Source organism: Bacillus sp. FSL E2-0195, from assembly GCF_038003645.1.
Classification (GTDB): Bacteria; Bacillota; Bacilli; order Bacillales; family Bacillaceae_G; genus Bacillus_A; species Bacillus_A mycoides.
In genome coordinates this window covers 1,781,806-1,804,402 of record NZ_JBBOPN010000001.1, presented here as the reverse complement: position 1 = coordinate 1,804,402, position 22,597 = coordinate 1,781,806, and the positions used below count along the sequence as shown (strand labels likewise).

General features: G+C 33.8%; 21 protein-coding genes and 2 pseudogenes. 5 read left to right on the top strand and 18 right to left on the bottom strand.

The window, feature by feature from the left end:
* The first annotated feature begins 13 nt into the window (after nucleotides 1-13).
* A pseudogene (locus tag MHH59_RS30820) lies at nucleotides 14-881 on the top strand (urease accessory protein UreH domain-containing protein).
* A gap of 54 nt (nucleotides 882-935) precedes the next feature.
* On the opposite strand, the gene MHH59_RS09310 reads toward MHH59_RS30820, so the two are convergent.
* Nucleotides 936-1,808, bottom strand: coding sequence for a LysR family transcriptional regulator (locus tag MHH59_RS09310; protein ID WP_001100323.1), 873 nt, complete (start codon nucleotides 1,806-1,808; stop codon nucleotides 936-938).
* A 142-nt stretch (nucleotides 1,809-1,950) separates the two neighbouring features.
* Between MHH59_RS09310 and MHH59_RS09305 the strand changes: the two genes are divergently transcribed.
* Entirely contained in the window at nucleotides 1,951-2,658 is a 708-nt protein-coding gene (locus MHH59_RS09305) for an alpha/beta fold hydrolase (RefSeq protein WP_078204143.1), read from the top strand.
* Between the two features lie 146 nt (nucleotides 2,659-2,804).
* Nucleotides 2,805-3,035 carry a DUF896 domain-containing protein gene (locus MHH59_RS09300; protein ID WP_002126840.1) on the top strand — a complete coding sequence of 77 codons (231 nt, stop codon included), beginning with the start codon at nucleotides 2,805-2,807 and terminating at the stop codon, nucleotides 3,033-3,035.
* A gap of 50 nt (nucleotides 3,036-3,085) precedes the next feature.
* On the opposite strand, the gene MHH59_RS09295 is transcribed toward MHH59_RS09300, so the two are convergent.
* From MHH59_RS09295 to deoC, 6 genes are all read right to left on the bottom strand, one after another.
* Entirely contained in the window at nucleotides 3,086-3,568 is a 483-nt protein-coding gene (locus tag MHH59_RS09295; RefSeq protein WP_002012104.1) for a CcdC family protein, read from the bottom strand.
* Between the two features lie 15 nt (nucleotides 3,569-3,583).
* The gene (locus MHH59_RS09290) at nucleotides 3,584-3,979 is read right to left on the bottom strand and encodes a DUF2871 domain-containing protein (RefSeq protein ID WP_000737878.1); all 396 of its coding nucleotides are present in this window, start codon (nucleotides 3,977-3,979) and stop codon (nucleotides 3,584-3,586) included.
* Between the two features lie 166 nt (nucleotides 3,980-4,145).
* Complete coding sequence (locus tag MHH59_RS09285) at nucleotides 4,146-4,541, bottom strand: cytidine deaminase (RefSeq protein ID WP_000358532.1); 396 nt, start codon at nucleotides 4,539-4,541, stop codon at nucleotides 4,146-4,148.
* 33 nt (nucleotides 4,542-4,574) lie between these two features.
* Nucleotides 4,575-5,876, bottom strand: coding sequence for a pyrimidine-nucleoside phosphorylase (locus MHH59_RS09280; protein ID WP_002126836.1), 1,302 nt, complete (start codon nucleotides 5,874-5,876; stop codon nucleotides 4,575-4,577).
* A 36-nt stretch (nucleotides 5,877-5,912) separates the two neighbouring features.
* Nucleotides 5,913-7,094: a NupC/NupG family nucleoside CNT transporter gene (locus MHH59_RS09275; protein WP_002035026.1), complete on the bottom strand. Its 1,182-nt coding sequence runs from the start codon at nucleotides 7,092-7,094 to the stop codon at nucleotides 5,913-5,915.
* 105 nt (nucleotides 7,095-7,199) lie between these two features.
* Nucleotides 7,200-7,871 (bottom strand): deoxyribose-phosphate aldolase, encoded by a 672-nt coding sequence (deoC, locus tag MHH59_RS09270; RefSeq protein WP_002012110.1) that lies wholly within the window; start codon nucleotides 7,869-7,871, stop codon nucleotides 7,200-7,202.
* A 156-nt stretch (nucleotides 7,872-8,027) separates the two neighbouring features.
* Between deoC and MHH59_RS09265 the strand changes: the two genes are divergently transcribed.
* Complete coding sequence (locus tag MHH59_RS09265) at nucleotides 8,028-8,390, top strand: hypothetical protein (protein WP_002086260.1); 363 nt, start codon at nucleotides 8,028-8,030, stop codon at nucleotides 8,388-8,390.
* A gap of 48 nt (nucleotides 8,391-8,438) precedes the next feature.
* Here the strand turns inward: MHH59_RS09265 and MHH59_RS09260 are convergent, their stop codons facing one another.
* The 6 genes from MHH59_RS09260 to MHH59_RS09235 form a co-directional block, all read right to left on the bottom strand.
* Entirely contained in the window at nucleotides 8,439-9,386 is a 948-nt protein-coding gene (locus MHH59_RS09260) for a sugar-binding transcriptional regulator (RefSeq protein ID WP_000356572.1), read from the bottom strand.
* A gap of 654 nt (nucleotides 9,387-10,040) precedes the next feature.
* The gene (locus MHH59_RS09255; protein WP_001223216.1) at nucleotides 10,041-10,931 is read right to left on the bottom strand and encodes a Vgb family protein; all 891 of its coding nucleotides are present in this window, start codon (nucleotides 10,929-10,931) and stop codon (nucleotides 10,041-10,043) included.
* 115 nt (nucleotides 10,932-11,046) lie between these two features.
* Nucleotides 11,047-11,442: a DUF3224 domain-containing protein gene (locus MHH59_RS09250; protein ID WP_002126833.1), complete on the bottom strand. Its 396-nt coding sequence runs from the start codon at nucleotides 11,440-11,442 to the stop codon at nucleotides 11,047-11,049.
* Between the two features lie 551 nt (nucleotides 11,443-11,993).
* Nucleotides 11,994-12,524 carry a GNAT family N-acetyltransferase gene (locus MHH59_RS09245; RefSeq protein WP_078178672.1) on the bottom strand — a complete coding sequence of 177 codons (531 nt, stop codon included), beginning with the start codon at nucleotides 12,522-12,524 and terminating at the stop codon, nucleotides 11,994-11,996.
* 241 nt (nucleotides 12,525-12,765) lie between these two features.
* On the bottom strand, nucleotides 12,766-13,209 hold the full coding sequence (locus tag MHH59_RS09240; protein ID WP_000083030.1) for a carboxymuconolactone decarboxylase family protein: 444 nt from the start codon (nucleotides 13,207-13,209) through the stop codon (nucleotides 12,766-12,768).
* A 685-nt stretch (nucleotides 13,210-13,894) separates the two neighbouring features.
* Nucleotides 13,895-14,845: a nucleoside hydrolase gene (locus MHH59_RS09235; RefSeq protein WP_002126827.1), complete on the bottom strand. Its 951-nt coding sequence runs from the start codon at nucleotides 14,843-14,845 to the stop codon at nucleotides 13,895-13,897.
* 342 nt (nucleotides 14,846-15,187) lie between these two features.
* Between MHH59_RS09235 and MHH59_RS09230 the strand changes: the two are divergent.
* Nucleotides 15,188-15,393, top strand: a pseudogene (locus MHH59_RS09230) (hypothetical protein).
* 304 nt (nucleotides 15,394-15,697) lie between these two features.
* Here the strand turns inward: MHH59_RS09230 and MHH59_RS09225 are convergent.
* The 5 genes from MHH59_RS09225 to MHH59_RS09205 all read right to left on the bottom strand — a co-directional run bounded on the left by MHH59_RS09225 (nucleotide 15,698) and on the right by MHH59_RS09205 (nucleotide 22,584).
* The gene (locus tag MHH59_RS09225) at nucleotides 15,698-16,324 is read right to left on the bottom strand and encodes a LysE family translocator (RefSeq protein ID WP_000432973.1); all 627 of its coding nucleotides are present in this window, start codon (nucleotides 16,322-16,324) and stop codon (nucleotides 15,698-15,700) included.
* Nucleotides 16,325-16,558: 234 nt separating this feature from the next.
* Nucleotides 16,559-17,638 carry a non-hemolytic enterotoxin subunit C gene (nheC, locus tag MHH59_RS09220; RefSeq protein WP_033708128.1) on the bottom strand — a complete coding sequence of 360 codons (1,080 nt, stop codon included), beginning with the start codon at nucleotides 17,636-17,638 and terminating at the stop codon, nucleotides 16,559-16,561.
* Between the two features lie 108 nt (nucleotides 17,639-17,746).
* Complete coding sequence (gene nheB / locus MHH59_RS09215) at nucleotides 17,747-18,955, bottom strand: non-hemolytic enterotoxin NHE subunit B (protein ID WP_201056075.1); 1,209 nt, start codon at nucleotides 18,953-18,955, stop codon at nucleotides 17,747-17,749.
* Between the two features lie 37 nt (nucleotides 18,956-18,992).
* Entirely contained in the window at nucleotides 18,993-20,153 is a 1,161-nt protein-coding gene (gene nheA / locus MHH59_RS09210; RefSeq protein WP_002126819.1) for a non-hemolytic enterotoxin NHE subunit A, read from the bottom strand.
* A gap of 604 nt (nucleotides 20,154-20,757) precedes the next feature.
* Nucleotides 20,758-22,584: an APC family permease gene (locus tag MHH59_RS09205; RefSeq protein ID WP_002126816.1), complete on the bottom strand. Its 1,827-nt coding sequence runs from the start codon at nucleotides 22,582-22,584 to the stop codon at nucleotides 20,758-20,760.
* Nucleotides 22,585-22,597: the final 13 nt, after the last annotated feature.

Genomic DNA, 22,597 nt, shown 5'->3' with positions numbered 1-22,597 from the left:
AGGTGAATATAACGTGTTTTCAACAGTTAGCGAGTGGAGTTATCAACTCATGTCTCCTTTAATGGATATCGCGAATGCTACGAAATCAATTCCTCTTTTATTTGCGTTTTTATTAGGCATTGTAGGTACCCTTTCTCCTTGCCAATTAACAGGAAACATTAGCGCTATTACACTTTATCCCGCATTAACGGGCAGTAAAACTCCCACCTCAAAATTCGGATAGTACAAAGAAGTTAGGTGGGATATCAACTGCCCGTAAATGCCCGATTGGTTCAACTAATAATCAGTGGGGGATGAACAACCCCCCCACTGATTAAAGTTTCACTTTATGGCAATCAATCTTTACAAAAGAGACATGCATGGAAACATATATTGTTATTCATTTTAGGAAAAATAATAGCTTTTACGACACTTGGACTATTAGTATGGTTCTTAGGAAAAGAGATTCAGCAAATATTAACTTTGTATTTCCCATGGTTACGAAAAATAATTGGACCTTTATTAATTTTAATGGGGCTAATGTTGGCAGGTATTATAAAAGGAAGAAGTTTCTTCTCGATCAAATTTATACGAAAACAAAATGAGGTTGGCTCATTTTTACTTGGATTCTCTTTTCCTTAGCCTTCTGTCCGACTATGTTCGTTCTATTTTTCGGAACGTTAATCCCTTTATCTTTCTCATCTAATTATGGATACTTGTTTCCGACATTCTTTTCGATAGGAACTGCTCTACCTATCGTTGTACTTATGTTCATCATCTCCTACCTTGGATTAAATGGGACTTTACTGAAAAAGAGCCGAAAAATAGGAAAAAACATTCAGCGTATAGCCGGTGTTCTCCTTATATTAATCGAGCTTTATGATACTGTCCTATATTGGTAATACACACAAAAGGTAAGCTTCAGTGAAATGAGCTTACCTTTTGTATCATTTTATTCATTTTTTCTTTTGTTGTAGTTGGCTTAGTAAATTCGTAACAAACGCCAGAAACAGTGCGTCATTTTCTTTTTTAGGTGACCATTGCATAATAAGTTGTCGTGGAATTTTAATTTCTATCGGTTGCACGATGAAGTCATGAATAATTTGTTTATGAAGTCCTGATAATGGAACGATTGTTATTCCTTTAACTTGTAAAGCCAGTGCTAACGCCGAACTAATTGTCTCTGATTCCATCACTTTATTAACTACTATTTCATTTTTCATCAAATATGGTTCAAGTACTTCTTTACAACCAGAGAGCGGCATTATAAAAGGATAATTTTTCAACTCTTTCATTGTAAGACCTGATGGAACTGACTTAGAAGAAACCATAACATACGGATCTTCACCAATTACATCATAATGAAATCCTGGTATTAAATTTTCTTTTATAGAAATAGAAAAATCTGCACTTCCAGAAGACAGCCAATCTAACACTTCTTGATAGCTTCCTTCTCGAACTGCAAGCACATACTGACTTTGATCAAAATTACCTAGTTCGATACACTCCGCCAAACAATATACAGTAACTGAAGGATATGTAGCTAATACAATCTTATACAAGTTATTATTTTTTAATTGTAAAGCTGTTTCTTCAAGGTTTTCATACTCCATTAGAAGTCGATCTACACAAACTAAAAATTCTTTTCCATTTTCAGTTAAAACAGTTCCTTGTCTAGAGCGATCAAATAATGTTATAGCATATCGTTTCTCTAATTTGTTTACGATATGAGTTATAGCCGGCTGTGTCATATGTAACTCCTTAGCTGCTAAACTAATGCTGTTCAAACGAGCCACGTATTTAAAAACTTTAAAATCAAAAACGTTCATTCTGTTCTCCTTATATAAAAGTTATTTATATCATCTATAAATAAGCTTCATTATATTTATCAATCCACTTCATATACACTAATTATACATCATCAATATTACGAAAAAATAAACATATAAACATTAGAGGAGTGTTGATTAAATGAGTACTTACGTTTTAGTACATGGAGCATGGCAAGGTGAATGGGCATGGGATTTAGTAAAACCTCAACTAGAGGCTTTCGGACATACAGTTATTACACTAGACTTACCTGGAAGTGGGAAAGATACAACTCCATCACAAAATATAACATTAGATTCCTATGTTAATGCAGTAACAACTATTATAAATCAACAAAATGAAAAAGTTATTCTTGTTGGACATAGTATGGGTGGAATTGTGATCACTCAAACCGCTGAGCTTATACCAAATAAAATCGATAAATTAGTATATCTTTGTGCATTCTTGCCACAAAATGGAGAAAGTCTTGGTAGTAAGTTAGACGGAGAAGCTGGCCCACAATTCTCTATAAATGAGAATGACATGACCGCAGAACTTATACCAGAGTTGATTGAACAAACATTTTTAAATGCTACAGAAGACGGTTCTATTAAAGGAGCATCTTTTAATCAAATGCGTCCTCAACCACTAGGACCGTTCCAAAAAGAGCTGAAAATATCAGAAGAGAACTTTGGAACTGTAAATCGTATTTATATCGAAACAACTCTAGATAGAGCGATTCCGATTGATTTTCAGCGCCGAATGCATACAGAAACTACTTGCACAAAAATAATTACTTTGGAAGCTGATCATTCACCATTCTTTTCTAAAACAACAGAACTTGTTAGTCACTTACATGAATTAAGCTAAACTTTATATTTTCCTTGTAGACACCCACTTACTGTAATACGGGTGTCTACTTTTCTTTTACCCTTCTTGACATATTCATATGAAAAAGTTAAAATAACTATAAATTAGTAAGTAACTAATTTAATTTAAAATAAGAGGTGAACAAAATGCAAAACATTTTATTCCGTATTAACGAATTATCAAAAAAAGAAAGAACCTTTGGATTAACAGTTGATGAAAAACAAGAACAACAAATGTTGCGTCAAAACTATACAAAAACATTTCGCGGGAGCTTAGATTCCATTTTATTAAACACAAAAATCGTTGATCAAAATGGTCTTAACGTTACACCAGTTGCATTACAAGATGCTCAAATACGTTTAAAATTAAGCAAATGAAATCAAAGCTAAAAAAACAATCGTATAAAACATAAAAAGAGCTGAAATTCCTATATAGAAATTCCAGCTCTTTTTATTGTCTTTTCTAATTTAGTAAACGAGCGATACATCGCAATTCTCCACGATACAATCATCGCAAAAGCGAGTAAGAAAAACATTCCACTTAATTGGGTTAAATCAATCGACTGACTTAAATATGATTTTAATGCTACCCGGACAGCTAATAAACCAACTAAAATAAATATGAACGCTTTTGATGGTTTCATATATATGTCTTCGCCTCTTATTTCGAACTTAGATGTTTTAATAAGAAATATAGAGAAAATAAGTCCTACGCTAATTGCCTCTACTATTTCTAAAGACGTTAATCGAAACTCTGGTAAGAAGTACATCATTGCACCAGTGCTCATAAAAATTGGCGGTAATATAATTTTCTTTTTCGTTACCGGTTTTTTCGCTGACTTAAAGCGAAGAAACATAACTCCAACGGCCATACAAACCGCTACTATACTTGATAAAAGTGCTAAACTCATACTCTCCACTCCTATCTATTTAAAAGATTTTTTGAGCAAAATCATAAACCAAACGAGCCCAACACTTATAATGACATGACCTAATCCAGCCATATGGCTTAAACCATTAAAGTCAGTTCCATTTACTTGTAGAATACCTCTAAATACCATTGTAGCAATAGTAAAAATTAATCCTACATTATAAACAACAAACCACGCACGAAAACTTTTTGTTTCACGGACATTAAATACTTTAAATAGAGCTAAAGCGACCAAAAAGAATACAAAGCCGAGCACTAATACGTGTGTATGCACTAATTGCAACATAGTGGATCCTTTAATGCCTTGCGCTTTCGTATACTCTCTTGCAAATACACCTGATAATAAACCAATAATTAAGTAAATGAATGCTGCATTATATAATTTCTTCATCATATTCCTCCTGCTGTAGAACGACAATTTATATCGTCACTTTCCATATTCACTGCAATCATTTTACGCAAAGTTTATGAACGGAATATGAACAGATTATTACATTCTATTATTGAAAATAAAAAAGGCCATTCCACAACTATTAATTGTGGAATGGCCTTTTAACTTATTTTAAATCTTCAATTGAAAAGGCACCAGGCAGTAACTGCTCTACAGTCACTTCTTTTTCATCGCCTTTTACATTTGTTAGTAAAACTGGCATTTTCGGATCACAAAATTCAGCAATAACTTGTCTACAAGCACCACATGGTGAAATAGGTCCGTCAGTTTCTCCTGTAATGACTAAGTAACTAAAGTCGCGCTCACCTTCTGATACTGCTTTAAATATTGCTGTTCTTTCTGCACAGTTACATAAACCGTAAGAAGCGTTTTCTATATTACAACCAGTATAGATTTTACCTTCTTTTGTAACTAGCGCTGCACCAACAGGAAATTTAGAATACGGAATATACGCTTTCGATAACATCTTATTTGCTTCTTCGATATATTTTTTCTTATCCATATTATTTCCTCCTCAAAGTAAATGTAATTATGATTAGTCAGTAATAACTGTATGAACTAATTTAGGAGCCACTGCTGTTTCAGCAATAGAAATGTTCTCATAGATTTTTGCTTTTACATCTTCTACATTTTCGCGATTTGCATAAATCGTTACGAACGGCTCGCCTTCTTTTACTGCATCGCCAACTTTTTTACGTAACATTAATCCTACCGCTAAATCGATTTCATCTTCTTTTGTCGCACGACCTGCACCTAATAACATAGCTGCGATACCGATTTCATCTGCAACAATGTTTGAAATCACACCTGAAGTTTTTGCAGGTACATCAATTACATACTTCGCCTGTGGCATTTTTTCTGGATTATCTACAATTGAGCTGTCTCCGCCTTGGTTGCTTAAGAACTCTTTAAACTTCTCAGTTGCTTTTCCATTTTTCATCACTTCAATTAGCATTTCACGAGCTTCTTCTAATGTATTTGCTTTTTTCGCAAGTACGACCATTTGGCTTCCTAATACAAGTACTAATTCTGTTAAATCTTCTGGACCTTCGCCTTTTAAAGTATCAATTGCTTCCTTCACTTCTAGAGCGTTACCAATAGCAAAACCAAGAGGTTGTGACATATCTGAAATTACTGCCATCGTTTGACGTCCAACATTATTTCCGATACGTACCATTGCATGAGCTAATTCTTTTGCATCTTCTTCGGTTTTCATAAATGCACCCGCACCTGTTTTTACATCAAGTACGATTGCATCAGCACCAGCTGCAATTTTTTTACTCATAATTGAACTTGCAATTAGAGGAATTGAATTTACTGTTCCTGTTACATCACGTAATGCATAAATCTTTTTATCAGCAGGTGTTAAGTTTCCTGTTTGTCCGATAACAGCCACTTTGTCACGGTTTACAATATCAATGAACTGTTCTTTCGTAATTTCAACGTGGAATCCTTCTACCGCTTCTAATTTATCAATTGTCCCGCCCGTATGTCCTAAACCACGACCAGACATTTTTGCTACTGGTACATCTAAAGCAGCAACTAATGGTCCTAATACTAATGTTGTTGTATCACCAACACCGCCAGTTGAATGCTTATCTACTTTAATGCCTTCAATTGCTGATAAGTCGATTGTTTCTCCAGACTCAACCATTGCCATCGTTAAATCTGCACGTTCACGATCCGTCATATCTTTAAAGAAAATTGCCATTGCAAGTGCACTCGCTTGATAATCAGGAATACTTCCATCTGTATATCCATTAATAAAGAATTTGATTTCTTCAGTCATTAATTCTTTTCCATCACGTTTTTTCGCAATAATATCTACCATTCTCATTGTAATCACCATTCCTTTTTATATTATATGAATCTGTTAAAATAATAAGCCAACGATTGTTGCTGATAAGAAACTTACTAACGTTGCACCGAAAAGTAATTTCAAACCAAATCTTGCGACTACATTCCCTTGTTTTTCATTTAAGCTCTTAACTGCCCCAGCAATAATTCCAATTGAAGAGAAGTTTGCAAATGAAACTAAGAATACAGATATAATCGCTGTCGTTCTATCTGAGAAATTAAAGTTTCCTTGTGCTAAATCTGTCATCGCAACAAATTCATTTGATACAAGTTTTGTCGCCATAATATTCCCTGCGTTAACTGCTTCATGCCATGGAACACCCATAATAAATGCAAATGGTGCAAATACATAACCAAGAATTTCTTGGAATGAGATACCGATTACACCTTTAAATACTGCATTAATGAATGCGATAAGGGCAACGAAACCAATTAACATAGCTGCTACTGTAATCGCAACTTTAAATCCATCTATAATGTATTCCCCTAATACTTCAAAGAATGTCTTTTTCTCTTCTTCTTGTACTTCTAACATATCTTCTTCTTCAGTAACTTCATACGGGTTAATGATAGAAGCAATAATGAAGCCACCGAATAAGTTAAGCACTAAAGCGGTTACAACATATTGCGGTTTTAATAACACCATATATGATCCAACGATAGACATAGATACTGTAGACATTGCAGATGCACATAATGTATACATTCTTTTCTCTGGCAATAATCCTAGTTGTTTCTTAACTGAAATAAACACTTCAGATTGTCCTAAAATCGCAGAAGCTACCGCGTTATATGATTCGAGTTTCCCCATCCCATTTACTTTACTTAATACTAGACCGATAGATTTCACAATAATAGGTAATACTTTAATGTGTTGCAAAATACCTATTAAAGCTGATATAAATACGATTGGCATTAATACACTTAAAAAGAATGAAAACTCTTTTTGATTTACTAATCCACCAAATACGAAATTCACACCATCAGCGGCATATTTTAATAATTCTCCAAAACCATCTGCTATTCCGCTAATTAATATATTCCCTACGCTTGTATTTAATAATAAAAACCCCAAAATGAATTGTAATATAACCATCGTTATGATTGGGCGATATTTGACTTTCTTTCTATCATTACTAGCAAGCCAAGCGATACCTAAAATCAATACGAGGCCTAAAACACCGATTAAGTATTTCATAAGCCGTCTCCTCCCATTCGTATCCGCTTACATTCTTTTCAATTGTTAAAGCAATAGATACACTTTACTTTAAACGTGTATCTATTGCTTTTCACACTTTATTAATTAGTAATTATCTGTAGCACCTTTTGCATCATTTAATACGATTGCAACACTAGCACTTGCTCCAACGCGAGAAGCTCCAGCCTCTACCATTTTGTCTGCATCTTCACGTGTACGAACGCCGCCAGATGCTTTCACGCCAACGTTTGGTCCAACTGTTTTACGCATTAATGCGATATCTTCTGCAGTTGCTCCGCCAGTTGAGAATCCAGTTGAAGTTTTTACGAAATCAGCGCCAGCTTTTACTGATAATTCACAAGCACGAACTTTTTCTTCATCTGTTAGAAGGCAAGTTTCAATGATTACTTTTACAAGAGCTTTTCCTTTTGCTGCTTGTACTACTTCATAAATGTCTTTTTCAACGAACTCATTGTCGCCATCTTTTAAAGCACCTACGTTGATTACCATATCAACTTCAGTTGCACCTTTTGCGATAGCATCTTTTGTTTCGAATGCTTTTGTTTCAGTAGTGCTTGCTCCTAATGGGAAACCGATTACAGTACAAACGTCTACATCATGTCCAGCTAATTCTTCAGCAGCTAGCTTTACCCATGTAGGATTAATACAAACTGAAGCAAATTTGTATTGCTTTGCCTCTTCGATTACTTTCATAACATCTTCTTTTGTAGAATTTGGTTTTAAAATTGTATGGTCAATTAACTTTGCAATGTTCATTATCTTCACTCCTCATATCTTTTAACAACTTCATTCTAACTCTTAGTTGAACAAATGTAAATACACTTTTGAACTTTTGTTCATTCTTTTTTAGAAGGGAATTTCTAGTAATACATTGAAAGTAGTATAAGCTTGTAAATAAAGGATGTGAACCACTTGTTTAAGTCAAAATTCTTTATATTCACATTGCTAGTATGCACCTCACTATCCATATTTATTTTTTATAAAAGGGATGTTATTTTCCAAGAAGGAAACCCAGTTCCATTTGCTTTAGCTATGTCTAAGATGGTTATTCAAGATAAAGAAATGGTGGAAGTAGAACCGATAGATAATCAATACCCCTACTTAGTAAAGCGCGGAAAAATGGAACCTTTTATCGATATGATGGAGCAAGATGGCTGGAGTTTTGTAGATAGAGATATTATGGCTAACTCACTAATTTTTGAAAAAGGAGATCAATCAAAGAGCGTTCCTTACAAATACTTTACAAGGTACTACACATTGATTTATTCATACTAAAAATAAAAGGCTTTCTCAAAATTAATATTTTGAGAAAGCCTTTTATTTCTAACCTTTTTGATAATGTAACAATTCTTTCGCTGTATGCTGATCTATAATTAGTACATTTGCATACCCGCCACGTAACGCACCGTCAATTGCTTTTATTTTTCTATTACCACCTGCAACTAAAATAGAACGTTTCTTTAATTTAAGTTCCTCTAACTCAATTCCAATTGTACGCTTATTAATTTCTTCGCTACTAATATTTCCGTCTCCATCAAAGAAACGTGAACAAATGTCACCGACAGCTTGTTCTTTCAAAATGTTCGTTTCATCCTTATCTAAATATCCTAATCGGAATAATAACGCTTCATCACGCACTGTTCCAACAGTGAAAATTGCAATATTTGCTTGTTTCCCCATTTCAATAATGTGATGAATATGTCTATCTTGCTCCACTAATTCTTTTGTCACCGCATTATCAAATATAACTGGAAGAGGTAGATTTCTTGGCGTCGTTTGAAAAGCATCTGCAAATAACGCGATCGTTTCATTCGCATATGTATTTACACTTGAGTGACTAATGCCACCTTTTAACTGGACAACCTCTACACCTTTCACATGTTGCGGTACGATTTTTCTAGCGATTTCATACATCGTCATTCCCCAGCTTACACCAACGATATCACCAGTTTTCACTGTCTTTTCCATATACTCAGCTGCATATTTACTAATATACTCCGTAATCGTTGCATATTCTGGTACTGGAGAAAATACGACATGCGCTTCTAACAGGTTATACTTTTCTTTAAGTAAATTCCCAACGTTATCTAAGTCAGCAAATGGATCAGCTATACTAATTTGAACAAATCCTTTTTCTTTCGCATACTTCAATAATCTAGAAATCGTCGGTCTTGAAATATTTAATTTATTAGCAATTTCTTGCTGACTATAATCTGATTGATAATATAATCTTGCAACTTCAACGCTTAATTGTTGTTTATCCTTATCCATAGTAACTCATTACATATCCTTTCCTGTATTTCCTTTTCGTTACAAGCATTATACAGCTTTATGCAAAAAAATTCGACTCCCTTATTTATCAACCTAAACTTCTACTCCACTTAGGATTTACAATGAAACTTTTATTTTTTAGCTTCATACACTCGATACAAATGATCTTGAATCAGATAAAGTGAAACTTTAATCAGTGGGGGCTTTGTTCATCCCCCACTGATTATTAGCCCTCACCAATCGGGCTTTTACGGGCAGTCCGACTCCCACCTAACTCCCTCGTATTCGCCGAATTTTGAGGTGGGAGTCTTACTGCCCGCAAATAGCGGGATAAATCGATTCATATTTAATTCATTCTTTTTGTTCTTTCTGTAGTAACAATAACAAACATTAAATATCGTTTATGGAACTTCCTTAACGTACGGTAAAGCCAAGTTTTTTAATATAGAAATTCCTTAGCGTGCGAAATTCATGTTTTGATGGCGAGACCCCATCGCCATCAAGCTAAAATTTTATAGTACCCCCAGAACGAAATTTTGTGCTACTTGTAACAAAAAAGCACATTTTTTCGTTTTGGGGAGCAACCAAATTCTTAACTTGATGGTGATGGGATATTTACTTTTCTGAGCTTGATAGCGATGGACGATATCCCTATTACGTAATGATTGTTAGACGTCCAATTTGATTACACTCTTCAGCGAACCAAAGATCGCCATCCGGACAAAACGTGATACCATGTGGCTCTGCATTATTTGTAGGTATCGTATATTCCGTAATAACTCCTTCAACTGTAATACGGCTGATTTGGTTACCTCCCCATTCTGTGAACCAAAGATCTCTGTTCTTCCCAGGTATTATGGCATGAGGACGAGCGTTCGGCGTCGGTATAACAAATTCTTTGATCTCACCTTCGAACGTAATTCTACCAATTTTATTGCCTATGATTTGCACAAACCATATTGCTCCATCTGGGCCGCTCGCAATTCCAACTGGCCCGGAGTTGGGTGTTGGGATTGGATATTCTTTGACCTCACCTTTAGTGGTTATTCTCCCAATTCTATTGTTCTGATTCTGTGTAAACCATAATGCACCGTCTGATCCCAGAGTAATAAAAGAGGGAAATGATTTGGAGTTAGGCAATTCAAACTCGGTGATTTCCCCTGACTTTGTTATTCTTCCGATCCTACCATTATTCATTTCTGTAAACCATATTGCTCCATCTGGGCCTTCCGTTATGCCAAAAGGTGCAGCGTTCGTTGTAGGGAGTACATATTCTTCAAAAAGACCGTTCATCGACATTTTACCGATCTTGCTTGAGTTATATTCCGTAAACCATAAGTCACCGGTCTGGTCCGAGATAATTGACATAGCTCCTGCATTTGCTGTCGGAATGGGAAAAGAATTTATTTCACCAGTAGCATTTATTCTACCAATTCGATTCCCTTTCTGTTCCGTAAACCACAATGCTCCGTCTTTTCCTACGGTTATTCCATATGGTCCTGAATCTATTTCATTGACCACATATTCTTGTATCGTGATCCTCATATCATTTCCTCCCATTGAAAATTTCGAGTCTTGTTTTTCGGTATAATTTAGTTTAAAAAAGGACATTCCTGGTATTACAGTGGATGCCCTTTTTGCTAAATTATAAGATATTTTGTTAGAATTCAAAGTCTAGAATCATTTTACTGGTTTGACCTGTAAACTTATAATTATAGGACCCTTTCAGGCTTTCTAATTCACCAGTAGCTTTGATGATTGTTGCAGGGGAATCTAGATTTCCTTTATCAAATATCCCTTGCTCTATAGCTATAAATGTCCCTCGTTTTCCCTTATAAATTCCTTCGAAATGTAAAAATCCAGAAATTTTAGCAGTAGCCAAGTGACCATCATCTATAGTTGATTCTAAATAATATAATAAATATTCAACAAAAGCTTTTCCTTTTAATTCACCGTCAATATCATATTCGACATGGGCAATATTAATAGGGAAATCTTTTCTAGTTTCATTGACTGGCTTTTCATCCCATTTACTTACTGTAAATGTTACTTCCATACGCGTAAACCTCCCTTCATCATTAGATGAGTAATCTACCTCCAGTATATCACCTAAAAAGTACCATCAATAATTATATCTCATAGGAGTGTTTCTAAAGTAACGGATGCTGCTGGTAAGACCCTGTTAAGAGCAAAAGACGACTTATTTTTTGTTCTTCTTGTATGACATTGAAAGTAAATTTTTATTTAACAGTTTACTTTCATTTTTATTAAAAAAGAACACGTAGAAATTACTACATGTTCTTTATGAGACGGTTCATTTTTAAATATTACGTATCTTCTAGATTTTTCTTATTATATAGTTGTGTCCTTCTATTTCTTTTCCCTCATTTCAACAGCAAAGTTCATGATCTCTTCCTCTGTTAATTTTTCTTCAGTGGTTAAGATCGGACGGATTACTCTATACGTTTCTTAATTATTTCAATTGTACTAGAAATTGTGAATTAAAAAAGAGAGCCGTAGCCCTCACTTTCAATTAATAGCAATTAAGGATGCTTCGAGGTTATTTAATAGTCTACATTTTAAGGAATGTAGGCTAAGTAATATAAGCTAATCTGTTACTAATTTTGAATAAATACTTAGATCAATAAACTTTTCATTAGATTTTTCACACTTTCTCATTGTCCCTTCGAATGTAAAGTTTAACTTTTGTAAGACTTTTATTGAATTGATGTTTTCAGATTCAACTTTTGCTTCTATTCTATTGAATTCTAAAGTACTAAACGCATAATCCATTAAAGAGAGAATGGCTTCTGGCGCATACCCCTTACCCCAAAAAGCTTTACTAATATCGTAACCAATTTCTGCTTTGGCGTTTTTGAAATCAAATGAATTATAACCACAAGAACCGATAATTTCATTTGATTCTAATTCAATTATTGAATAACGAATAGCTCTGTTTTCCCGAGATAACTTATCAAGCATTTCAATCATATCTACCGCTTGGCTTTCATCAGTAAAACTATTGATATTCATAAATTTTGTAACTTCTGGATCCGCCCAAATTGTAAACATGCTAGCTGAGTCTGATACTTTCATTTTTCTTAAAACTAATCTTTCGGTTTGTAGTTCTGTAATCAATATTTTTACCTCCATTATGTTTTTATTTTGGGGTCAAGATATTGATATCTGCGCATAGTTCAGTCCCTTCGTGTTTCAAGATAATATTATTATAAAAGCTATAAAGGATGAACCAATAAATTTCAAAAATTTGGTTATGTTACAGTTTATGATAACTGCGTAATAAAGAAAAATGAAACAATTGTATTGTGATTTTTAAACATCTTTAATTTTATTCTTATTTACCGTTCGTTGAGAGCAATTATTTTTTAGTTGCTGTATTTCCCATTGCAATAGAAATTCTATTCCAACTGTTGATTTGATTAATTACCAGAACAAGGTCAACATATTGTTTCTCGTCATAGTGTTCACGTACTCGCTTATATAGGTCTTCAGGAACTCTTTTAGTGGGAATTAGAGTAATATGCTCAGATAGTTCAAGAGCAACTTTCTCTTCAGGTGTATAAAAATCACATTCATTCCAAGCATTCAAGCAATAAATTCGTTGTTCGGTTTCACCTATCTTACGGGCATCTGATGTATGCATATCCATGCAGAAAGCACAACCGTTAATTTGAGAGACTCTAATCTTTATAAGTTCTCTAGTAATTCGATTAATTGTAGATTTCTTAGTGTACTTCTCCATATCCATCATAATTTTCATGCCATCAGGTGCAACATCATAGTAGGAAATTCTTTGACTCATAAGGCAAGACCTCCTTTGATTTTAAGATACTTATAATTATACCTTCATACGAACATTCGTGCTATTTTTTTGTTTGTAAAGCATTCGAAATCAAAGAGAATTTCAGTTATAGACAGTGTAATTAGTTGTTTCATGGTACGTAAATATCGCAAATGAGTAACCGTATTTTCCAAACAAATATTTTCACTTTTTAATTACTTTATTATTACCGTCAGAATAAATTGAATAACTCTATTAATTTTTAAATGATTTTATTATAAATGAAACAATTTTATTATCACCAAACAACTACATAATTTTGATCAAACTTTATTCGAAAGCTACAGTGTTTTTATCTTCCTATAGTTATTTATGGGGATTTAGTTAATTTTTTCGTTTTGGAGAACAACTAATTTCTTAGCTTGATAAGCATGTGACGAGACCCCCTGCCCGTCAAGCTAAAGTTTTAATGTACCCCCAAAATAAAAATTTTCTTTCACTACAGTTAATTACTTTGAGAAGTCAGCGGATTTTTTCATTTTAGGGGGATTTTGTTTTGTTAGCTTGATAGTGATGGGATACAGCCAACATTTTGGAAGTTTTATATGCTAAGCGAATTTTAACCTAAAAAAGTCGAATTCCTGTACGTTAAGTGAAGTGGCATTTCATTCACATAATCCCTATTATCTGAAGTTAATAAAGTCTGTTACACTCTCTTCTTTAAAAACGTTTCCATAATATCCTTCTTGAATCTTTTATAATCAAGCTGAAAAGCTACATTATGCGTTTTATAGCCTGGATTAGTAGCAAAACGAAAGTCTGCAATACTTTGACCAAATCCTTCTCCTTGATCAGGAATTACTTTAATGGGTACTCTTGAAAGGCCAACAGCCTCTTGATTCAGCAAATACCACACTGTTACAAAATCATGCATAGGGCTTCCACTTATACCAGGATTAGACTTAGAGTAGAATTTATAATAATAGTCTAACATAGGTTTGATGATGAGTCCTGCAAGATCCTGTGTATTCCGATGAAATGCATCGATTTGCTGGACCATTTCGGGTGTAACAATCGCATGTTGAGTCACATTTAAAGGAATAATTGTCAAGTTCTTTGCATGCTGCAGAATTAAGTTTGCTGCATAAGGGTCTGAGTAAAAGTTAGCTTCAGCCACAGCAGTTACGTTACCTGGATAGAAAAAAGCTCCCCCCATGCAAATACATTCTCTTACGTTTCGCATTGTTTCTAAATTCAACACAAAAGTCGTAGCTAGCGAAGAAAGTCTTCCTAAATTGATAATTGTAAGATCTTCTAAATTTGATTCTATAATTTGATAAATATCATTTAAAGGATAAACTGGATATGAAATTTCAGGGGGAATGATAGGTCCTAATCCGACTTTTCCATGTACCTCAGGGAAATACTGAATCAATATACCTGTCAACGGTACAGAAGCACCAAGGAATACGGGTATCTCTTCTCTTCCCGCAATGTACTTCAAATAGTTAATATTTCTTATTGCATTTTCTCTGGATACATTTCCATAATCGGCTACAATTCCTACAAGTTGAATGTCTTTACGAAAAAAAGTGTACAGTATAGCAAACGCATCATCAATCCCCAAATCTGTAAACAGGAGAACCTTTTTTTTCATATCTCTTCCTCCAAAATCTATAGAATCCTACTTTCACTAATGATGTAGTGATCAGACTAAGCTTGTATGTATATATTTTATGTATTCTTAAAGAGTGGATTCTATTCACTTGAAATAGCTTTGCTCATCTAAATTTGATATTATGTTCAAGCGTAAGTTTCTGTTCTTAAGTTCATAGGCATGGTGTGCTATCCCATGCCCATCAACTTAAGAATTTTTTAACACCCCAAAACGAAAAAACAAGTTAAATTCTCATAGATAACTATCTTATAATTAATTATATAATTTATTTTTTAAATATAATAATATAAAGATACCACTCTTAAAAGGGGGGGATTCAAATTGGTTAAAAACTTACCTTTATACTAATAGTTATTTTAATACTAGATGTAAGTTCTTCTACATTAAGTACGGACGGATACTTTTCTCCAGTTATAGAATGGTCTTTAATGATTATAAGTATTATTTTAAACATTACTGCAGTTATAGGCTTATCACTACACGTCTTTGTATATCAACCTATGAAAAGATTTGAAAAATTAAAATGAAATCTTCAAATAAAATAATTATATTTGAGGTAACACCACCTCGCCATCGAGTGTTGATTTAGAAAAAAGTTTAATTATAAATATTTTATGATATTCAATAAATTTAACTTATAAAAATATTTTTATTCTTATTCAACTATCCTGCCCCGTTAGTTTAAGTACATTTCTTCACAATTTTACAGTGATAGTAACATAAATACCCAACAAAAAATCATCTCACCTCTAGAAATCTATAATGGTAGTTTTAGAATAAGTGAATAAGAGAAATAACCACCATTGATTATTTCTCTTTTCATATACATATTTATTTTTGGAAAAATAACCTAACTCCAAATACTAATAATACTGTGCCAGTAATACCCTCTATTGTACGGTTCACTTTTTCTTTTCTTAAAAAAGTTCTTAATTGACGTATTAGTGAGATATAAAGTAAATACCATATTGCTGTCAAAGTCGTAAATGTGAGTCCTAACAAAAGAAATTGGAAGAGATGACTTTGATTGCTCACAATAAATTGGGGTAGAAAACTTAGGAAAAACACAGCAGTTTTTGGGTTTAAGATTGCCGTGGTAAATCCTTGTCTAAAACTTTTAATCGTTCCAATATCCTTAGAGTTCATTTCCACTGAACCTGACATATCTTCTTTTTTAGACAAGGCACTTTTAATTGACTTTACAGCTAAGTAAATTAAGTAAAAAGCCCCAGCATATTTTATAAATGTAAATAACATAGAGAATTTCATTAGGATGGCAGAAAGTCCTAGTGTAGCCATTATTGTATGAATCATCATTCCAGATACCGTTCCTAAGACGGTCTTTATCCCACCATTTTTACCATGCGAGATAGTGTTTTTTGTAACTAAGGCAAAACCGGGACCAGGCATTATTATGATTAGGATTGCTGTGAGGATAAATAACAAATAATTTTCCATGTTCTAGTATTTCCTTTCCAATTTTTAGTTTTGCCTATAGTATAGCTTTTTTACTTAAAATATTAAATATAAAAAGCGTGATCAGGAGTTTATCGAGGTTATTAGTATCAATTTGACCAAACATTATCCTAAAGTTACATTGATAAAACACACGGCAAACTTATGGGTAAAATTACAAGCTCGGCTCTCACAAAAAACGGGATAACAAAATAAACAGCGGAACTAGTCCACTGTTTATTTCGTCACACCCTCATGTAATTTTTCTGTATAATCTTTTACATCCTTCCAGCTATCTTTCGCTGTATTTAAATCTTCTTTTATAAAGGTAAATTCTTCAGGGCTGATTCCTTTTACGTTTTGTAGTAAATTATTATATTTCGCACCTACCGTATACCACTGATTTGATATGTTTTGCAGTGCTGTAATTGCTGCATCAATTGTTTCTGTCATATTAGTTGTTTTATTTTTTGCATCTGTCAAAATTGCCACTTCTGCTTGCGATCCAGAAATTCTATTCTTTAAACTGGCTATTTCTCGTTCTGCATTTGCAATATCTTTTTTCGCAATCGCAATCATCGGTCCCCCCGCAAGACAAGTTATTAACGCTACGCAAAGTACACCACCAGCAATCACCATATCGTTACTCTTTTTGATCGAATCGTTATATGTATTTATTTGTTGCTCTAGAGCTGGAATACCAGCATTCGTACTCGCCAAAATCGAAGTTAATTGATTCGTATCCTCTTTAAAACTATTTGTGTCTTTCGCCATTCTATCGCGAAAAGCTTTCAAATTCCCTAATAGTACATCTACCTCATTTTGATTCTTTAAAATATCCGCATACAACTTTTCTAAATCCGCTTTTAATTTACCGCTATCCTTTTGATCAATCGCTGCTAACATGTCATTATAATACGCTTGAAAAGTATTATTGTAATTAATAATATTTTGATCCGTTTTCATAATTTGAGGCTTCATATTATTTAACCAATACGCCGCATTAATTTTTGCATCTCTTTGATGCTGAATCATATTTCCTTTAAACTCACTATTAATTGAACTTATTTTACTCAAATCAGTCTCTTGCTGATTTTGAATTAATTTTGCATATGAATCCATTGCGAATATGCTCGATGTCGTTTGCGCCATTACATCTTGGAATCCTGCTGGACCGAGAGAATAATTTTTTGCATTTTCTTGTAATGTTTTTACGTTTTGTTCCGCTGCAAAAGGATGTAAAGGAAGTGCATTACTCGTTGCCACCCCAGCAATCATGATCGTTAAAAGACATTTTTTATAAAATCTTTTCTGCATACTTTTCACCCATTCTCTTTATAAGGATATAAAAAAGCTCCTGCTCACAACTGAACAGGAGCTTCAACTCATTCATCAATACTTAACGCTCTAACGATTCGTATTCGATTATGCTTTTTTCGTATCTACTACTTTAATATCTTCAGCATAGATTTTTTCTGCATAGTCTTTAATGTTCTTCCAGCTATCTTTCGCAATGTTTAAATCTTCTTTAATGAAAACAAGGTCATTTGGACTAATTGAATCTACATTTTGAAGTAAAGAATTGTATTTTGATCCCATTGTGTACCATTGATTTGAAATGTTTTGCAACGCTGTAATTGCTGTATCAATTGTGTTTGTTAAATATTCAGTTTGTGTTTTAATGTTCGTTAGTCCTGCCACTTCTAATTGCGCAGTTGTAACTTGTCCTGTTATCTTTTGAATTTCTGCCTGTGCATTATCAAGCTCTTTCTTCGCTAAGACGATTCCTGCAGTACCACCACCTACTGCTGCTGTTCCACCTGCAATTAATGCGATTCCTAGCGGAGTTCCTGCTCCCGTAGCAATTACAACCGCACCACCGATAATTGCAATTGGGCCTAAAGCTGTCGCAACAGATGAACCGATAATAATTGCATTATATTTACTAATTGCTTCATTATACGTTGTAATTTGATTTTGCAGAAGCGGAATTCCAGCATCTTGACTAGCCAAGATAGATGTAATTTGATTTGCATCTCCCTTGAAATTTTGAGTATCCGACGTCATTTTATTTCGGAATTTCTTTAAGTCTTCTACTAACTTATCTACTTGCGCTTTATTTTCAGTAATACTACTTGATAATCTAGTTAGACCTTTCGTAAGAGTTGCTTTATCCTTTGCATCAACCGCAGCAACTAAAGTATCATAATAGTTTTGGAATTTCGTATTGTAATTAATGATATTTTGATTTGTTGAAATAAGCTGTGGCTTCAATACATCTAGCCATTGTTGTGCATTCCCTCTCGCTGTATCTTGATGCTGAATCACTTTACCTTTTAAAGATGTATCAACTGACGTTACGTTCCCAAAGTTAACATTACCTTGTTTAATAATTGTTAAAGCGTACAGATCCATTACTAAAGCGTTAGAACCTGTTCTTTCCATCGCCTCTTTAAGGCCTTCTGGTCCTAATGAATATTCGTCATAATCATTATATGCTTTTGCTACAGCATGAACTGGAGCTTGTTTCACTGTACTTTCAGCAGCATACGTATGGGCTGGCATAATATTCCCTGCTGCAAATACTGCCATAAGTGCTGATAGAGCCATTACTTTATATGGTTTTTTTGTCATTTTTCTTCTCTCCCTATATCGCTAATTATTTTTCTGTTTAATGTACTTCAACGTTTGTAACGTAATCTTCAAATTGATTTGTTTGCTTATTCATTTCATCACTTACTTTTTTAAGTTGATTGAAATGTTTTTGAAGTAAACTACTGTCTGTATACGTGCCTTCTTCAATATTTGCTTGAATTTGGATCATATTATTGTTTAAAACTTTCCAATCCGTTAATAACGTTTCTAAAGTTGCGATTTGGCGATCAATCAGTTCCGTAAAGCTACTTACTTGATCTTCAACGAATGTGATTTGAGTCGCCTCTGATTCAGTTTGTGATAACTTTTGAATAAGTGGTAGTAGCTCTTTTTGTTTTTGCTGAATACGAAGAGCTGCTTCCCTCGTTTGACTATCTGCTGCATTTACAATTTCATTACTTAACGTACCGATAGAAACAAAATCGATTGTTTTCGTTTGTGCAGTTTGATTTGTGATTGTAAATACTTGTTTACCGATATTAATAGAACCTTTAATAATTTCTTGTGGTCTATTCAAAATAGTAGTTAGTTCAGCTTGAATTTCCCCTTGAATTCTTTTTATGTCTTCTCTTAATTTCACAATATCTCCACTTGATCCTTGCAGTGTTTTTATTGCTTCATCAGCTTTAATTGATAAGTTATTACTATCTTTGTCTAATACCGTTTTAAATCGATTTAACTCTAATAAATCTTGCTCCATACTCTCTTGAATGCTTTGGACCTGCAATTGTAATTTTCCATATGCGTTTGTAAAATCTGCTTTTGCCTGTTCATCTTCATTTACTTTTCCTGCTAGTTCATAGAGCTTACTATAATAGCTATTAAATCTAGTGCTGTATCTCATCATCTCTTGATTTAAGTCGATTAGCTTCGGATTATATTCATCAATCCACTCTCGTACATTCGCCTTTGCAAATTTTTGATGATTCGTCAAACTACTCATCGCATTTACCTTAATGTCTGGCTGTTGCAAAATAACTAATCCGTATGCTTGGATAAGTGGTGACTGTGACCCTAACATTCTAATTGAATTTGATAATGTATTTGGAGCAATTACATTTTGCACGTTTAATACTTTCACCTTTGGTTGCCCCTCTTCAGCGTAAGCGCTTACAGGAATGAAGCAACTCGTAGATACTGCTGTAACCAATAACCCTGTAATTAAAGTTTTTTTCACTTTAACCCCTCCTATGTATTAGCAACTATTACTATCGCATTTTATTATTCTATTTTCTTGCACATTATTTGAGATGGTTAAAAATAGAGAACGTTCTCACCGTGAGTCATGTACGAAACACCTCTCTCAAACTTTATTTCTACAGTACTTACTTATTGTTATAAAACATTTCATAACTTTTCACATGTGCTTAGTATGAATAACATTGTATAAAATTTCTGTTTCATCGCAATTTCCATATTCACACAGTGAATATATTACATGAAAATATTATTCATTTTAAGATAAATAACGCACGTGAATATGAAATTAAGTTTTGTTTTTATTAAAGTTTTGTACTGTAAGGTCATTTAAACACAGCTATTCATCTATCGTAAAGAAGTATTTTAATTCCCTTTATTTTCAAGACCTCATGTCCTTATTCCAAAATAAAATCCACTTAACTTCCTCCATTAAAATATCCATATATCACAACAAAAAACACTGTTTACTCATAAGAGATTATATTATAGTAATATAATTTTAAGACCTATATGCAATTATGCATAGCATATACACAAAAAGGATAGCTTCACTTTCGTGAAGCTATCCTTAAAAAATCTTATTACTTTTTTAAATGATATGGAACTGTCGTAATAACAACATTTCTTTTATAGAGTAAATACGCACGAATGAGTAAACTAGACTGATTATGAAGAATGTTATGCCAACCTTTTTTCGGAATAAACTGTGGTATAACGACCGTAACTCGGTAATTTGATTCACTCGCTTTATATTGCACTGTGTCAATAAATTTTGTAAGCGGCTGAATAATGCTTCTATAATGAGAATGTAATGTAACAAGCCTTACTTCAGGTTGCCACTTCTCCCATTTCTCTTCAAATTTCTTTTCCTCTTCTCTGTCAAAAGCAACATATACAGCGATAACTTGATCTGCAGAAAGAGCCTTAGCATAGTTCAATGAATTTTCTACTACATGAGTCATACCAGCTACAGGAACGACAATTACATTCCCTTCAATCGGAACAAGTGGTTCACAAGTTTTTAAACTTAATTGATCGCCCACTGCATCATAATGCTTCTTAATTCGATGGAACAAGAAGATAATAAAAGGTAAGAAAATAAGGATTGACCAAACTTGTGCGAACTTAGTTAAAAAGAACATGCTCATAACGATAAAACTAATGACTGCACCAATTAAATTAACCGTTAATCTTAAAGCCCATCCTTCAGGCTTTTCACGAAGCCATTTTAGTACCATTCCAGTTTGAGAAAGTGTAAACGGAATAAATACCCCTACTGCATATAGCGGAATCAAGTGTTCTGTTTTCCCCTGAAAAGCTACAATTAAAATAATCGAAGAAATCCCAAGTATAATAATACCGTTTGAATAACCTAGGCGGTCTCCTCTAATCGTAAACATTCTCGGTATGAACTTATCTTTTGCAAGATTAACCGCTAATAGTGGAAATGCAGAATAACCTGTGTTAGCCGCAAGAATTAATATTAAAGCTGTTGTACCTTGTATGAAATAGTACATGAAATTACGTCCAAAAGTTTGTTCAGCAATTTGTGAAACGACTGTTACTTCCTTACTTGGATTAATTCCGTAATAATAAGCTAAAAAGACAATTCCAGAAAATAAAACTGCAAGTAATGCACCCATTGCAAGCAATGTTTTCGCTGCATTGTTAGGTGCAGGATCTTTAAAGTTTGGAATTGCGTTAGATATCGCCTCAACACCCGTTAAAGCAGAGCTTCCTGAAGCAAATGCTCGTAACAGTAAGAACAAACTAATTCCCGCAACTGGTGTTCCAATTGGCGAATGCAGCGTGGGTGAAACGTGACCAGTCAAAATATTATATATTCCTACACCAATTAATATAAATAATGCTACAACGAATAAATAAACCGGATATGCTAAAACGGAAGCTGATTCCGTTACGCCTCTTAAATTTAAGATGGTAATCAATATGACAAATATAATCGCAATGATTACATTATGTGCATGTAAACTAGGAAAAGCTGATGTGAGCGCATCTGTACCTGCGGACACACTTACTGCAACAGTTAAAATGTAATCGACTAATAAAGATCCTCCAGCTATTAATCCCGGATTCATCCCTAAATTTTCTTTTGATACAACATATGCTCCGCCGCCATGAGGGTAAGCAAAAATAATTTGTCGATAAGATAAAATAAGAGCTGTCAATAATACTAATACCCCAACAGCTATCGGAATGGAATACCAATAAGCTATTGCTCCAAGACCTGCTAGTGCAATTAATATTTGCTCTGGTCCGTATGCGACCGATGACAATGCGTCAGAAGATAAAATGGCTAGCGCCTTCGTTTTATTAAGTTTTTGCTCTCCTAACTCAGTTGATTTTAACGGTCTTCCAATTAAAAATCTTTTAATAGATGAAACCAATGCTGTCCACTCT